This is a genomic window from Methylosinus sp. LW3, assembly GCF_000527115.1.
Classification (GTDB): domain Bacteria; phylum Pseudomonadota; class Alphaproteobacteria; order Rhizobiales; family Beijerinckiaceae; genus Methylosinus.
In genome coordinates this window covers 952,349-966,419 of the sequence record NZ_AZUO01000001.1, presented here as the reverse complement: position 1 = coordinate 966,419, position 14,071 = coordinate 952,349, and the positions used below count along the sequence as shown (strand labels likewise).

Annotated in this window: 14 protein-coding genes; 12 read left to right on the top strand and 2 right to left on the bottom strand. The window is 63.7% G+C overall.

The window, feature by feature from the left end:
* From METLW3_RS0104745 to ribB, 9 genes are all read left to right on the top strand, one after another.
* A complete protein-coding gene (locus METLW3_RS0104745; RefSeq protein WP_024878828.1) occupies positions 1–336 on the top strand; it encodes a hypothetical protein in 336 nt (111 codons plus the stop codon).
* 55 nt (positions 337–391) lie between these two features.
* A complete protein-coding gene (locus tag METLW3_RS0104740; RefSeq protein WP_024878827.1) occupies positions 392–2,074 on the top strand; it encodes a molecular chaperone GroEL in 1,683 nt (560 codons plus the stop codon).
* 362 nt (positions 2,075–2,436) lie between these two features.
* The gene (gene mmoX, locus METLW3_RS0104725; RefSeq protein ID WP_024878825.1) at positions 2,437–4,017 is read left to right on the top strand and encodes an aromatic/alkene monooxygenase hydroxylase subunit alpha; all 1,581 of its coding nucleotides are present in this window, start codon (positions 2,437–2,439) and stop codon (positions 4,015–4,017) included.
* 136 nt (positions 4,018–4,153) lie between these two features.
* Entirely contained in the window at positions 4,154–5,341 is a 1,188-nt protein-coding gene (gene mmoY / locus METLW3_RS0104720) for an aromatic/alkene monooxygenase hydroxylase subunit beta (protein ID WP_024878824.1), read from the top strand.
* Between the two features lie 13 nt (positions 5,342–5,354).
* On the top strand, positions 5,355–5,771 hold the full coding sequence (mmoB, locus tag METLW3_RS0104715) for a methane monooxygenase regulator MmoB (protein ID WP_024878823.1): 417 nt from the start codon (positions 5,355–5,357) through the stop codon (positions 5,769–5,771).
* A gap of 25 nt (positions 5,772–5,796) precedes the next feature.
* Positions 5,797–6,306, top strand: a complete 510-nt coding sequence (gene mmoZ / locus METLW3_RS0104710) for an aromatic/alkene monooxygenase hydroxylase subunit gamma (RefSeq protein ID WP_024878822.1) — start codon at positions 5,797–5,799, stop codon at positions 6,304–6,306.
* 79 nt (positions 6,307–6,385) lie between these two features.
* Entirely contained in the window at positions 6,386–6,721 is a 336-nt protein-coding gene (gene mmoD, locus METLW3_RS0104705; RefSeq protein WP_024878821.1) for a soluble methane monooxygenase-binding protein MmoD, read from the top strand.
* A gap of 16 nt (positions 6,722–6,737) precedes the next feature.
* Entirely contained in the window at positions 6,738–7,769 is a 1,032-nt protein-coding gene (mmoC, locus tag METLW3_RS0104700; RefSeq protein WP_024878820.1) for an aromatic/alkene monooxygenase hydroxylase FAD-binding subunit MmoC, read from the top strand.
* Between the two features lie 275 nt (positions 7,770–8,044).
* Complete coding sequence (gene ribB / locus METLW3_RS0104695; RefSeq protein WP_024878819.1) at positions 8,045–9,124, top strand: 3,4-dihydroxy-2-butanone-4-phosphate synthase; 1,080 nt, start codon at positions 8,045–8,047, stop codon at positions 9,122–9,124.
* Between the two features lie 47 nt (positions 9,125–9,171).
* Here ribB and METLW3_RS0104690 read toward each other — a convergent pair whose 3' ends face one another.
* Positions 9,172–9,786, bottom strand: a complete 615-nt coding sequence (locus METLW3_RS0104690; RefSeq protein ID WP_024878818.1) for a L,D-transpeptidase — start codon at positions 9,784–9,786, stop codon at positions 9,172–9,174.
* Positions 9,787–10,027: 241 nt separating this feature from the next.
* On the opposite strand from METLW3_RS0104690, the gene METLW3_RS0104685 reads away from it, so the two are divergent.
* Positions 10,028–10,960, top strand: a complete 933-nt coding sequence (locus METLW3_RS0104685) for a histone deacetylase family protein (RefSeq protein ID WP_024878817.1) — start codon at positions 10,028–10,030, stop codon at positions 10,958–10,960.
* 64 nt (positions 10,961–11,024) lie between these two features.
* Here METLW3_RS0104685 and ykgO read toward each other — a convergent pair whose 3' ends face one another.
* The gene (ykgO, locus tag METLW3_RS0104680; RefSeq protein WP_024878816.1) at positions 11,025–11,150 is read right to left on the bottom strand and encodes a type B 50S ribosomal protein L36; all 126 of its coding nucleotides are present in this window, start codon (positions 11,148–11,150) and stop codon (positions 11,025–11,027) included.
* A gap of 202 nt (positions 11,151–11,352) precedes the next feature.
* Here ykgO and METLW3_RS0104675 point away from each other — a divergent pair, with 202 nt between their 5' ends.
* Together METLW3_RS0104675 and METLW3_RS28095 are read left to right on the top strand one after the other, a co-directional pair.
* Positions 11,353–13,536, top strand: coding sequence for a TonB-dependent receptor (locus tag METLW3_RS0104675; RefSeq protein WP_024878815.1), 2,184 nt, complete (start codon positions 11,353–11,355; stop codon positions 13,534–13,536).
* A 192-nt stretch (positions 13,537–13,728) separates the two neighbouring features.
* Complete coding sequence (locus METLW3_RS28095) at positions 13,729–14,070, top strand: hypothetical protein (RefSeq protein ID WP_157516517.1); 342 nt, start codon at positions 13,729–13,731, stop codon at positions 14,068–14,070.
* The last annotated feature ends 1 nt before the right edge of the window (position 14,071 follow it).

Below are 14,071 nucleotides of genomic sequence, written 5' to 3'. Positions count from 1 at the left end.
ATGAAACCGGAAGATCGCGCATTTTTAGAAGAAACGGCGCGCGCGCTCGACGCTTCCATGCGCGAGCTCGAGCAGGAGGCCGAGCGTCTGCAGGAGGTCGTCGGCGACGAGCGCGCGCAGGAGCTGCAAGCCTATCTGCGCCGTGAGTTCGAGCCTGTCGACATAGAGGAAATACGGCGCACGCTCGATTTCGACGATCGCCGCTTGATCTCCGTGTGGATACGCATCGAGCGCAATCGCGCGCGCCGCGTGGCGGCGGGACGCAGCGCCATGACGCTCAACGCCGGGCGCGAGGACATAGACATAACGGTTTTCGACAAGCCGAACAAAAAATAAAAGGAAACGCGCGCGGCGCCGCGGCGGAGCGCCGCACCAGTGGAGGATCAGAGTCGTGGCCAGAAATATTCGCTTCGGCGACCCCGTTCGCAAGCGCCTGCTCGATGGAGTCGACTTTCTCGCCGACGCTGTCGGCGTGACGCTCGGCCCCTGCGGCCGCAATGTCGTCATCGAGCATCGCGCCTCCGGCCTGCCGCCGGTCGCGACCAAGGACGGCGCCACTGTGGCGCAAGCGGTGGAAGCCGCCGGACGCACGGAGAGCGTCGGCATAAATCTCGTGCGTCAAATGGCGACGACTGTCGCCAAAGAGGCCGGCGATGGAACGACGACCTCTGTCGTGCTGACGCGCCGCGTCGCCGCCGAAACGCGCAAAGCGCTCGCCGCCGGCATGAATCCGCGTGATATCGCCATTGGCATGGAGCGCGCCGCGCGCGCTGTCGAGGCCGATCTCCTGCGCCGCGCGCGGCGTTGCAACGATCAGCGTTCGCTCGCCCATGTCGCGACGCTCGCCGCCGGCGGCGATGAAGGCATAGGCGCGATCGTCGCGCAGGCGCTATCGCTCGCGGGCGAAGGCGGCGTCGTCGATGTCGAGCTCGGCCATGGCGTCGCCGACGACATCGAATCCGTCGAAGGCATGCGTTGGGAACAGGGCTATCGCTCGCCCTATTTCATGACCGACAGCGCGCGCAAAGTCGCCGAGCTCGAGAACCCTTACATTCTCGTCTATGATCGCGTCATCAACGAATTTTCCGAGCTGGTGCCTGCGCTGGAGCTGGTGCGTCGAAGCGGCGGCAGCCTGCTCGTCGTCGCCGAAAACATAATGGAGGAAGCGCTTCCCGGACTCTTGCTCAATCACATTCGCAAGAATCTCTGCTCCATCGCCGTGAAGGGGCCGGGCTATGGCGACAGCCGCTATGAATATCTTCTCGATCTCGCCGCGATCACCGGCGGCCGCGCGATCATGGAAGCCTTCGGCGAAGATATTTCCAATGTCACGATGGAGCATCTCGGCCGCGCGCGACGCGTCGTCGTGCGCGAGGACGACACGCTCGTCATCGGCGGCGAAGGCGATCCGAACGTCATCGCCGATCGTCTCGCCTCGGCGAAACGTCAGGCCGATTGGATCGTCGAAGGCGACGCCTCCAAAGGCTCGCCGAGCGGCAAGCGTCATGAGCTGGAAAATCTGCAGACGCGCATAAAAGCCTTGTCGGGCAGGATGGCGACGATACGCGCCGGCGGCTTGTCCGACGTTCTCATCAAGGAGCGCATGCAGAGAATCGAGAACGCGCTCAATTCCGCGCGCGCCGCGCAAAGCGATGGCGTCGTCGCCGGCGGCGGCGTCGGGCTCTATCGCGCGCGCGCCGCTCTCGCAGAGCTGCGTGGTGAAAATCTCGATCAGAGCCACGGCGTCGCCATCGTACGCGCGGCGCTCGACGAGCCGATCAGGCGCATAGCGGCGAACGCCGGCGTCGACGCCGATGAATTCTTGTTCGAGCTGCGGCGATCCAATGATGATTTCTGGGGAATGGATATGCGCAGCGGCGCCTGCGGCGATCTCTTCGCCGCAGGCGTCATCGATCCCGTGCGCGTCACGCGTCTCGCATTGCGCAATGCAGTCGCGACAGCGGCGTCGCTGATGACGGTGGAATGCGCTGTGACTCATATTCCGGTGAGCGATCCGACATTCGGATTCGATGCGCGCCGCGCAGCCGAAACGCGCGAAGATCCGCGCGCCTGAATGCGCGCTCGATCGCCGCGATCTCTTTAACGATCGCGGCGATCGAAACAGGCGATGAAATTCGTGCGTATGCTAATTTGACAGCTGTATCGAGCGACGCCTTCGAATATCGCCGCGCTCACGTCATATGACTTTCACGATCCTTTCGAATCCCTTGCAAACGCTACGATTCAGCAAAATCACCATCAGTGGCACAGGGCTTGCCATAACAATAAATGTCGTCGCTTTCGCAATAGATGAATTGCCGACGACATCGACATTTTCCACTTCGAAAGTTTGGAAAGCGGCGCACACATTCGGATTTGTCGACCGTCAATAAGGCGGCGAATCCGAGAAACAAAAAGTCTGTGAGGAGGAAAAGCATGGCGATCAGTCTCGCGACAAAAGCGGCGACCGATGCTCTGAAGGTCAACCGCGCTCCGGTCGGCGTCGAGCCGCAGGAGGTTCACAAGTGGCTGCAGAGCTTCAACTGGGACTTCAAGGAAAACCGCACCAAATACGCCACCAAATATCACATGGCGAACCAGACCAAGGAGCAGTTCAAGGTCATCGCCAAGGAATACGCCCGCATGGAGGCGGCCAAGGACGAGCGCCAGTTCGGCACTCTGCTCGATGGTCTGACCCGTCTCGGCGCCGGCAACAAGGTGCATCCCCGCTGGGGCGAGACCATGAAGGTGATCTCGAACTTCCTCGAGGTCGGCGAGTATAACGCCATCGCCGCTTCGGCCATGCTGTGGGACAGCGCCACCGCCGCCGAGCAGAAGAACGGCTATCTCGCTCAGGTGCTCGACGAAATTCGTCACACGCATCAGTGCGCTTTCATCAACCACTATTACTCCAAGCATTATCACGATCCGGCCGGCCACAATGACGCCCGTCGCACCCGCGCGATCGGCCCGCTGTGGAAGGGCATGAAGCGCGTCTTCGCCGACGGCTTCATCTCCGGCGACGCCGTGGAATGCTCGGTCAATCTGCAGCTGGTCGGCGAAGCCTGCTTCACCAATCCGCTGATCGTCGCCGTCACCGAATGGGCCTCGGCCAATGGCGACGAGATCACGCCGACGGTCTTCCTGTCGGTGGAGACCGACGAGCTGCGCCATATGGCGAACGGCTATCAGACGGTGGTGTCCATCGCCAATGATCCGGCGGCGGCGAAATATCTCAACACCGATCTGAACAACGCCTTCTGGACGCAGCAGAAGTATTTCACGCCTGCTCTCGGCTATCTGTTCGAGTATGGCTCCAAGTTCAAGGTCGAGCCGTGGGTGAAGACCTGGAACCGTTGGGTCTACGAGGATTGGGGTGGAATCTGGATCGGTCGCCTCGGCAAGTATGGCGTGGAGAGCCCCCGCTCGCTGCGCGACGCCAAGACGGACGCCTATTGGGCCCATCACGATCTCGCCCTCGCTGCTTACGCGCTGTGGCCGCTCGGCTTCGCGCGTCTGGCTCTGCCGGACGAGGAGGATCAGGAGTGGTTCGAGGCGAACTACCCGGGTTGGGCCGATCACTACGGCAAGATCTACAATGAGTGGAAGAAGCTCGGCTACGAGGATCCCAAGAGCGGGTTCATCCCCTACGCCTGGCTGCTGCAGAACGGTCACGACGTCTACATCGACCGCGTCTCGCAGGTGCCGTTCATTCCGTCGCTCGCCAAGGGCTCCGGCTCGCTGCGCGTGCACGAGTACAACGGCAAGAAGCATTCGCTCACGGATGATTGGGGTGAGCGTATGTGGCTGTCGGAGCCGGAGCGCTACGAGTGCCACAGCATCTTCGAGCAGTATGAGGGCCGCGAATTGTCCGAGGTGATCGCCGAGGGTCATGGCGTTCGCTCCGACGGCAAGACGCTGATCGCCCAGCCTCACGTGCGCGGCGACAACCTCTGGACGCTCGAGGACATCAAGCGCGCGGGCTGCGTCTTCCCCGATCCGCTCGCCAAATTCTGATCTGCAATCGGCGCCTCTCGCGTCGAATTGTAACGGGCTCCCGGCGCGCTTCGCGCGCGCCGGGTCCTCGGCGGGCGACGTGCGTCCGTCGACAAGCACGAACCACGAAAAATCCCTTAGGTGGAGGACGTCTGAAATGTCACAGCCTCAGAGCTCTCAGGTTACGAAGCGAGGTCTCACCGACCCGGAACGCGCCGCGATCATCGCCGCCGCGATTCCGGATCACGCGCTCGACACGCAGCGCAAATATCACTACTTCATCCAGCCGCGCTGGAAGCGCCTGTCGGAATATGAGCAGCTGTCCTGCTATGCGCAGCCCAATCCTGACTGGATCGCCGGCGGCCTCGATTGGGGCGATTGGACTCAGAAGTTCCACGGCGGCCGTCCGTCCTGGGGCAATGAGAGCACCGAGCTGCGCACGACCGACTGGTATCGCCATCGCGATCCGGCCCGTCGCTGGCACGCTCCTTATGTGAAGGACAAGTCGGAAGAGGCGCGCTACACGCAGCGCTTCCTGGCGGCTTATTCTTCCGAGGGCTCGATCCGCACCGTCGACGCTTATTGGCGCGATGAGATCCTCAACAAATATTACGGCGCGCTGCTCTACAACGAATATGGCCTGTTCAACGCCCATTCGTCGGTCGGCCGCGACTCGCTCTCGGACACGATCCGCCAGTCGGCCATCTTCGCGGCTCTCGACAAGGTGGACAATGCGCAGATGATCCAGATGGAGCGTCTGTTCATCGCCAAGCTCGTGCCCGGCTTCGACGCTTCGACGGACGTGCCGAAGAAGATCTGGACCACCGATCCGATCTACGCCGGCGCGCGCGGCGCGGTGGAAGAGATCTGGCAGGGCATTCAGGATTGGAACGAGATCCTCTGGGCGGGTCACGCCGTCTATGACGCGACCTTCGGCCAGTTCGCCCGTCGCGAGTTCTTCCAGCGACTGGCGACGGTCTATGGCGACACGCTGACGCCCTTCTTCACGGCGCAGTCGCAGACCTATTTCCAGATCACGCGCGGAGCGATCGAAGATCTCTTCGTCTACAGCCTGGCGAATGATCCGGAGTTCGGCGCGCATAACCGCACCTTCCTCAACGCCTGGACCGAGCATTATCTCGCGCGTTCCGTCACGGCGCTGAAGGATTTCGTCGGCATCTACGCCAAGGTCGAGAAGGTCGCGGGCGCGACGGATCGCGCGGGCGTCTCGGAAGCGCTGCAGCGCGTCTTCGGCGATTGGAAGGTCGATTACGCCGACAAGATCGGCTTCAAGATCGACGTGGACCAGAAGGTCGACGCCGTTCTCGCCGGCTACAAGAACTAAAGGAAACGCACCTATGTCCAGCGCACATAACAATTACAACGCCGGCATCATGCAGAAGTCCGGCAAGGCCTTCGCGGACGAGTTCTTCGCCGAGGAGAATCAGGTCGTCCACGAGTCCAACGCCGTGGTTCTGGTGCTGATGAAGAGCGACGAGATCGACGCCATCATCGAGGATATCATCCTCAAAGGCGGCAAGGCGAAGAATCCGTCGATCGTCGTCGAGGACAAGGCGGGCTTCTGGTGGATCAAGGCCGATGGCGCGATCGAGATCGACGCCGCCGAAGCCGCCGATCTGCTCGGCAAGCCATTCTCGGTCTACGACCTTCTCATCAATGTGTCGTCGACCGTCGGCCGCGCCTACACGCTCGGCACGAAATTCACCATCACCTCGGAGCTCATGGGCCTCGATCGCGCCCTGACCGATATTTGATCGGCTGACGATAAGGATTGCCACAATGGCGAAGAGAGAACCGATCCACGAGAACTCCACTCGCACCGAGTGGGAAGGAAAGATCGCCAAGCTGAACAGTGTGGACCAGGCGACGAAGTTCATTCAGGACTTCCGCGTCGCCAATTCCTCGCCGTTCCGCAAGAGCTACGATCTCGACGTCGATTATCAATATATCGAGCGCAAGATCGAGGAGCGTCTCTCGGTGCTCAAGACCGAGAAGCTCTCCGTCGCGGATCTCGTCACCAAGGCGACGACCGGCGAGGACGCCGCTGCGGTGGAAGCGACCTGGATCGCCAAGATGAAGGCCGCCGAGAGCAAATATGCGGCGGAGCGCATTCATGTCGAGTTCCGCCAGCTCTACAAGCCGCCGGTTCTGCCGGTGAATGTGTTCCTGCGCACCGATGCGGCGCTCGGCACCATTCTCATGGAGCTGCGCAACACCGACTATTACGCGACTCCTCTCGAGGGTCTGCGCAAGGAGCGCGGCGTCAAGGTCCTGCATCTGCAGGCCTGACGGCTTCCTTCACAAAGCAGAGATCGAACGTTCGGGCGGCCCTCCGCCCGAACGCCTTCGCGACAATGGAGAGAAGGCCATGGCGCAGTGCGCGGAACAAGCGGCGGAAGAGCAGCGGATTCTGATTCACGCAGATTCACGCTACGCCGCCTATACGATGGACCTCGATTACATGTGGCGCTGGGAGATTTTGCGCGACGGCGAGTTCGTCCAGGAAGGCTGCTCGCTGTCGTTGGATTCGGCGCGTGAGGCGGTCTCCCATGTGCTCCGCTTCTTCCAGCGGCAGGACGAGGCGGCGGCGCGGCCCGGCGACAATAGCGCGGAGATCAAGCGTCTGCTGCAGTCGCTCGGCACGCCGATCCCGATCGATGATCGCAACGAGACAACGAAAAACGAGCTGGCGCAGCCAGAGTAGCAAGGGCGGAAGACGTATGTATCAGATCGTCATCGAGACAGAGGACGGAGAAACCTGCTCCTTCGAATGCGGACCGAGCGAGGACGTCATTTCGGCAGGGCTTCGTCAAAGCGTGATTCTTCTTTCTTCCTGCCGCGCCGGCGGCTGCGCGACCTGCAAGGCCGATTGCACGGATGGCGATTACGAGCTCATCGACGTCAAGGTGCAGGCGCTGCCGCCGGACGAGGAGGAGGACGGCAAGGTTCTTTTGTGCCGCACCTTCCCGCGCAGCGATCTGCATCTGATCGTGCCTTACACCTATGATCGCATCTCCTTCGAGGCGATCCAGACCAATTGGCTGGCCGAGATCGTCGAATGCGATCGCGTGTCGTCAAATGTCGTGCGGCTCGTGCTGCAGCCTTTGACCGCCGATGGCGCGGCGCCGATCGCGCTGAACTTTGCGCCCGGGCAATTCGTCGACATAGAAATTCCGGGCACGCACACGCGCCGCTCCTATTCCATGGCTTCGGTCGCGGAAGATGGTCGGCTCGAATTCTTCATTCGCCTGCTGCCGGACGGCGCCTTCTCGAAATTCCTGCAGACGCAGGCCAAGGTCGGCCTGCGCGTCGCGCTGCGCGGACCGGCGGGCTCCTTCATGCTGCACAAGAGCGAGCGGCCGCGCTTCTTCGTCGCCGGCGGCACGGGACTGTCGCCGGTGCTGTCGATGATCCGGCAGCTGAAGAAGGAGAGCGACCAGCAACGGGCGACTTTGTTCTTCGGCGTCACCAATTATGAGGAGCTCTTCTATGTCGAGGAGCTGAAGGCGCTGCAGAACGCCATGCCGAGCCTCGATGTGCAGGTCGCGGTCGTCAATGCGAGCGAGGCGAATGGCGTCGCCAAGGGAACGGTCATCGATCTCATGCGCGCCGAGCTCGAGAAGCTGCGCGGCAAGCCGGACATTTATCTGTGCGGCCCGCCCGGCATGATCGAGGCGGCCTTCGACGCCGCGGCGACGGCGGGCGTGCCCAAGGAGCAGGTCTATCTCGAGAAATTCCTGGCGAGCGGCTGAGCCGCCGCCGAACGATCTTCGCTCGGCCGCGCTCGCCGGGCGGGGCTCCCGACTTTTCTGCCCGGGGCGACTCGGGCAGTTTTTTGTTCGCGCTCGCCAGAGCGCCATCCGATCCAATTGGATCGGATAGCGCTCTAGCTTCTCTCGTTGGGCGCGAATTCTGATCGATCGAACGAAATCGTTCGATCGGAAAGCGCGCTAGAGTTTGAATCCGCTGGGGCGCGGGAGTAGAACAGCCGCGCCGGCCCAATGCGCCGGGAACAGCGGAGCCCGTCTTGTCCCATTCCGTCACCGAGGCCATAGAGGCGATCGGGCGCGGCGAGATCGTCGTCGTCACCGATGACGACGATCGCGAGAACGAGGGCGACCTCATCATCGCCGCCTCGCTCTGCACGCCTGAAAAAATGGCCTTCATCATCCGCCATTGCTGCGGCATCGTCTGCGCGCCGCTAACGCTGGAGGAGGCGCGGCGGCTGCATCTCGCGCCCATGGTCGCCGCCAATGACGCGCCGCTCGGCACCGCCTTCACCGTCAGCGTGGACGCGCGCGAGGGGCTCACCACCGGCATTTCCGCCGAGCAGCGCTGCAATACGGTGCGCGCGCTCGCCAATGGCAATCGCGGCCCGCATGATTTCGTGCGGCCCGGCCATGTCTTCCCGCTCATCGCCAAGGACGGCGGCGTGCTGATGCGCTCCGGCCATACGGAGGCGGCCGTCGATCTCTGCCGTCTCGCCGGCCTGCCGCCAGTGGGCGTCATTTGCGAGCTCGCCAATGACGACGGCACGGTGATGGCCGGCAAGCAGATCGTCGATTTCGCCGCGGCCCATGGGCTGAAGATGATCTCCACCGCCGATCTCATCGCCCATCGACAGGCGCGCGAGAAGCTGGTGGAGCGCGTCGCCAGCTTTCCGGTCAAAACCTTCGCCGGCGAGGCCACCTGCTACGCCTATGTCAGCGCCTTCGATCCGGTGCAGCATTTCGCCTTCGTCGTCGGGCAGATCGGCGACGGCAAAGGCGTGCCGGCGCGGCTGCATCGCGCCGATATCATCGCCGACGTGTTCGGCGGCGCGGATGCGATCCGCCGCACCATGGAGCGTTTCGCGGCGGAAGGACGCGGCGTGCTGGTCTATCTGCGCGACGGCGCCGCCGGCGTTCCGGTCAATCCGGTCGTCTCGGACAGCAGCTCGGAGGAGGCGCGCACGGCGCAATGGCTGGACGTCGGCCTCGGCGCGCAGATTTTGAAGGATCTGGGCGTCACCTCGATCCGCTTGCGCACCTCTAAGCCCAAGCCGCGCACCTATGTGGGCCTCTCGGGCTTTGGAATAGAGATCGTGGCGGTGGAGCCGTTGGACTGACGGAAAAACCCCTCTCCCCGCTCGCGGGGAGAGGGAGAAGAAAGCCCTCAGATCACCACGACATTCGCGCCGACCTTGACGCGGCTGTAGAGGTCGATCGCGTCTATGTCGCGCATGCGGATGCAGCCGGAGGAGACGCTCTGGCCGATCTTCTCCGGCTCATTGGTGCCGTGAATGCGGTAGAGCGTGTCCTTGCCATTCTCGAAGAGATAGAGAGCGCGGGCTCCGAGCGGATTGTCCGGGCCGCCGGGCAGGCCGCCGGCGTCCGCCGTCGGCTGCAGATGCGGCCAGCGCTCCAGCATGTCCTTGGGCGGAATCCAGCGCGGCCATTCCTGCATGCCGCCGATCACAGCGCGGCCGGTCCAGCCATAGGCTTCCTGCCCGGTGGCGACGCCATAGCGGATCGCCTTGCCGTTCGCCTCCACGAGATAGAGGAATTTATTCTTCGTATCGACGACGATGGACCCCGGCGCCTCGCTCGTCTTGAAGTCCACGAGATATCGCTCATAGGCCGCGCCGACATCCGCCGTGGGCACCAGAGCCATGAATTGTGCGTCGCGTCCGCTGAGCTGCGGATCCGGCAAGCGCGGCCCGAACGCGGCGTTACAGCCAGCGAGCGAGACAGCGAGAACGACCGCGACGAAACCCTGCCTCGAATCCATGAACGCGCCCTTTCTCAACGCCCGAAGCATCTATTTAGGAATTTGCTTACCATAAACTTACTGAACGGAAACATCGGTTCGCAATAATTCCCGACCTGTTGCCGCAACGCAACGGCGGCGGACGGTCCGATGCGCTTTTTTGAGAATTTTTCCGGCGCCCTCCCGGCGCGGCGGCGTGCTACAAGGGCCTCGACTTCTTTGGCAGGGCGACTTCTTTAGCGAGAGTCGAGAGCGGCTGGCCATGACGAGGACCCTGTTCTTCACACATGAGAGCGGCCTCGCGCATAATATGGGCGCGGGCCATCCCGAGCAGCCCGAGCGGCTGCGCGCCATAGAGCGCGAGCTCGAGGCCGAGCGGTTCCAGCATCTCATCCGCGTCTCGGCGCCCGCCGCTCAGCGCGCCGCCCTGCTGCGCGTCCATCCCGAGAGCCATTTGCGCGCGATCGAGAAAGCCGCGCCGCGCGAGGGGCTCGTCGCGCTCGATCCCGACACGCTGATGTGTCCCGATTCGCTCGAGGCGGCGTTTCATGCGGCCGGCGGCGCGACCGCGGCCGTGGACGAGGTGATGAAAGGGGCGGCGGACAGCGCCTTCGTCTGCGTGCGCCCGCCCGGCCATCACGCCGGGCCGACCACGCCCATGGGCTTCTGCATTTTCAACAATGTCGCCATCGCCGCGCGCCATGCGATCGCCGCCCATGCCGCGGAGCGCGTCGCCATCGTCGATTTCGACGTTCATCACGGCAATGGGACGCAGGAAGTGTTCTGGGCGGATCGGCAGGTTCTGTTCTGCTCCACCCATCAGGCGCCTTATTATCCCGGCACGGGGGCGACGAGCGAGACCGGCGAGTTCGACCAGATCGTCAACGCCCCGCTCTTCGCGGGGGCGACGGGCGATGATTTCGTCGAGGCGCTGACGACGCGCATCCTGCCGCGGCTCAAAGATTTCGCGCCCGATCTGGTGCTGATCTCGGCCGGCTTCGACGGCCACAGGGACGATCCGCTCGGCGGCCTGCGCTTTACCGAGCGCGACTATAGCGAGGCGACCAAGCGCATCATCGACGCCTCGCTACGTAGCGCCGATGGGCGCGTCGTCTCTCTGCTCGAGGGCGGCTACGACCTCACGGCTCTCGGCCGCTCGGCCGCGGCGCATATTCTGGCGCTGATGGGCGCCTGAGAAACGAAAAACGCGCCGCTCGAGGGCGACGCGTCGGTAAATTCAGGGCGAAGCGGGCGGTTCGTCAGCCCTGGCGGGCCTTGAAGCGCTTCTGCACCTTATTGATGACATAGACGCGGCCTTTGCGGCGCACGAGCTGGTTGTCGCGGTGACGCGCACGTAGAGACTTCAGCGAATTGCGGACTTTCATCGGTCGATCCCCGGGCAAAATTACATGTAGCCGGGATCACCGCCCAGCGCCTCGTGGGCGCAGCCTATGCCCGATTTCGGCTCCGCGATCAAGCCCTCTGCGCCTATTCGTCGCGCGCCGCAGCGCAGCAGATTGACAATGGCCGAGCTCCCGGCGCATTATCGACGTTATGTTATAACATATGCTCTCGGGGACGAGATTCATGGAAAACTCTTCTATCCGCCTCACTCTATCGGGCGGAATTCTCTTGGCGGCGCTCGGCTCCGGCCCGGCGGGCGCGCAGGAGGCGCTGCCCGAGATCGACATCGCCGCGCCGAGCCCGATTCGACGCGCGCCGGCGACGGCCCAGCCCGCCGCGCCAGAGACGCGCGGCGTTCTCCCCATAGTCGCGGATCAATTCGCCACTGTGACAGTCGTCGATTCGGACGAGATTCGCCGCTCCGGCGGCGCGACGCTCGGCGATCTCCTCTTCGACAAGCCGGGAATCACCGGCTCCAGCTTCGCGCCCGGCGCCGCCAGCCGGCCGATCATGCGCGGCCTCGACGCGCATCGCGTCCGCATTCAAGAGAACGGCCTCGGCTCCAGCGGTGTCTCCGAGCTCGGCGAGGATCATGGCGTGCCGCTCGATCCGCTCGGCGCCGATCGCGTCGAGGTGGTGCGCGGCCCGGCCACATTGCGCTGGGGCTCGCAGGCGATCGGCGGCGTGGTCAACGCCACCAACAACCGCATTCCCGAGGCCCTGCCCTGCCGCGGCGACGAGACTCTCCCCGGCCCCTGCACACGGCTGGAGACGCGCAGCGCGGTCTCGACGGTCGACGCCGGGCTGGAGCAGGCGGCGCTGGTCGACGTCGGCCAGGGCAATTTTGCTCTGCACGCCGACGCTCACGGCCGCCGCACGAGCAATTACGCAATTCCCTCCTACCCTTATCTCGCGCCGACCGATCCGGCGCCGCTCGTCTTCGGACGCCAGCCCAATTCCTTCATGCGCTCCGGCGGCTGGTCGGCCGGCGGCTCCTACATCTTCGATCGCGGCTTTTTCGGCGCCTCGGTCACGCAATTCGAGAGCGTCTATCGCATCCCCGGCATGGATTCGACGGAGAGCCGCACGCGCATCCAGCTGCGCCAGACGAAAGTGGCGGTGAAAGGCGAATATCGGCCGCCCGCGTCCTTCATCGAGGCCATTCGCCTCTGGGCCGGCGCGAGTGATTACAATCATCACGAAATCGGCCTCGAGGGCGGCGCCGAGGGCATACAGCAGACCTTCACCAATCAGGAGCAGGAGGCGCGGATCGAGGCGCAGCTCGCGCCCTTCGATCTGCGCTTCGCCAAGCTCACCACCGCATTCGGCGTGCAGGGCGCGCATCAGCGGCTCACCGCGCCCGGCGCCGGCGGCAATCTCTTCGATCCCACCGACTCGCACAGCATCGCCTTCTATCTGTTCAACGAATTCCAGCTCACCCAAGCGCTGCGCCTGCAGGTCGCCGGCCGCATCGAGAGCGTCGAGGCGACGGGCCAGACGCCCGATCTCTTCCTCGATCCGACGACCTCCTTCCAATATGATCGGCATTTCACGCCCAAGAGCATCGCCGTCGGCCTGCTGCACGATCTGCCTTTCGACACAGTCGGGAGCGTGACGGCGCAGCATGTCGAGCGCGCGCCGCGGGGGCCGGAATTGTTCTCGCACGGCGTCCATGACGCGACGGGAACTTTCGACATCGGCAATCCGCTGCTCGGAATAGAAGCGGCGAACACGGTGGAGGTCGGCCTGCGCCGCGCCAAAGGGCCTTTCCGCTTCGAGGCGACGTTTTTCTACACGCATTTCGACGGCTTCATCTATCGCCGCCTCTCCGGCGAGACTTGCGCGGATGATTTCGACAGCTGCTCGCCGGCCGGCGCCGGCGGCCCTCTCAATCAGGCGCTCTATTCGCAGCGCGACGCCAATTTCCGCGGCGGCGAATTCCAGAGCCAATGGGACGCGCTGCAGATCGCCGGCGGAATCCTCGGCGTCGAAAATAAATTCGACGTGGTGCGCGCGACTTTCTCGGATGGGACCAATGTGCCGCGCATTCCGCCCGTGCGCGTCGGCGGCGGATTGTTCTGGCGCGACTCCAATTGGCTGGCGCGCGTCAGCTATCTGCACGCTTTCGGGCAGAACAATATCGCGCAAATCGCAGAGACGCCGACCAAGGGCTATAATCTGCTGAAAGCCGAGATCAGCTATAAGGTCACGCTGCCCAAGGGCGAGTTCCCCGCGCGCGAGATGAGCGTCGGAATCGTCGGCGACAATCTTCTGAACGCCGACATACGCAACAGCGTCTCCTATAAGAAGGACGAGGTTCCGATGCCCGGCGCCAATGTGCGGCTGTTCGCGAATTTCGTGTTCTAGCCGGCGCTCTCTCGAGCTCTGCTCGCGAGGTCTCGGCGCGGAGGCGAGAGCTACGCGACCTCGCGGACAAATTTTTCGCTTTCCATCTTCCCAGCCGATACGGCCTTCCTACTGTAAGCCGTCTCTTCACTCTTGCGCTCGCTCGGACCTCGGCGTCGACGAAAGCGAATGCCCGAGCGAAAGGAGACAGCCATGAACAAGCGGAACATTCTCGCTCTGGCGACGACGATGGCGCTCGCGGCGAGCCCGGCTCTTCTCTTTTCAGACGCCGCGCATGGCTTCAACGGACACGGCGGTGGAGGACATGGCGGGGGCGGCTTTGGACACGGCGGAGGAGGGGGCGGACACGGCGGCGGTGGCTGGGGCCACGGCGGCGGGGGCCATGGCGGAGGAGGCTGGGCTCATGGCGGCGGGGGCGGCTGGGGACAACCGCGCTACTACAGCGGCCGCAGCAGCTATAGCCGTTGCTATCGATGGTCGCCGCGCCGTGGCGGCTGGGTGAATGTCTGCGCCCGCCCCTATTATAATTGGTGAG

Excerpts from the sequence above, each read along its gene's own strand:
- METLW3_RS0104675 (WP_024878815.1), top strand. The coding sequence starts at position 11,353 with ATGGAAAACTCTTCTATCCGCCTCACTCTATCGGGCGGAATTCTCTTG.
- METLW3_RS0104685 (WP_024878817.1), top strand. The coding sequence starts at position 10,028 with ATGACGAGGACCCTGTTCTTCACACATGAGAGCGGCCTCGCGCATAAT.
- METLW3_RS0104745 (WP_024878828.1), top strand. The coding sequence starts at position 1 with ATGAAACCGGAAGATCGCGCATTTTTAGAAGAAACGGCGCGCGCGCTC.
- mmoY (WP_024878824.1), top strand. The coding sequence starts at position 4,154 with ATGTCACAGCCTCAGAGCTCTCAGGTTACGAAGCGAGGTCTCACCGAC.
- mmoX (WP_024878825.1), top strand. The coding sequence starts at position 2,437 with ATGGCGATCAGTCTCGCGACAAAAGCGGCGACCGATGCTCTGAAGGTC.
- mmoB (WP_024878823.1), top strand. The coding sequence starts at position 5,355 with ATGTCCAGCGCACATAACAATTACAACGCCGGCATCATGCAGAAGTCC.
- mmoD (WP_024878821.1), top strand. The coding sequence starts at position 6,386 with ATGGCGCAGTGCGCGGAACAAGCGGCGGAAGAGCAGCGGATTCTGATT.
- mmoZ (WP_024878822.1), top strand. The coding sequence starts at position 5,797 with ATGGCGAAGAGAGAACCGATCCACGAGAACTCCACTCGCACCGAGTGG.
- mmoC (WP_024878820.1), top strand. The coding sequence starts at position 6,738 with ATGTATCAGATCGTCATCGAGACAGAGGACGGAGAAACCTGCTCCTTC.
- METLW3_RS28095 (WP_157516517.1), top strand. The coding sequence starts at position 13,729 with ATGAACAAGCGGAACATTCTCGCTCTGGCGACGACGATGGCGCTCGCG.
- ykgO (WP_024878816.1), bottom strand. The coding sequence starts at position 11,150 with ATGAAAGTCCGCAATTCGCTGAAGTCTCTACGTGCGCGTCACCGCGAC.
- METLW3_RS0104690 (WP_024878818.1), bottom strand. The coding sequence starts at position 9,786 with ATGGATTCGAGGCAGGGTTTCGTCGCGGTCGTTCTCGCTGTCTCGCTC.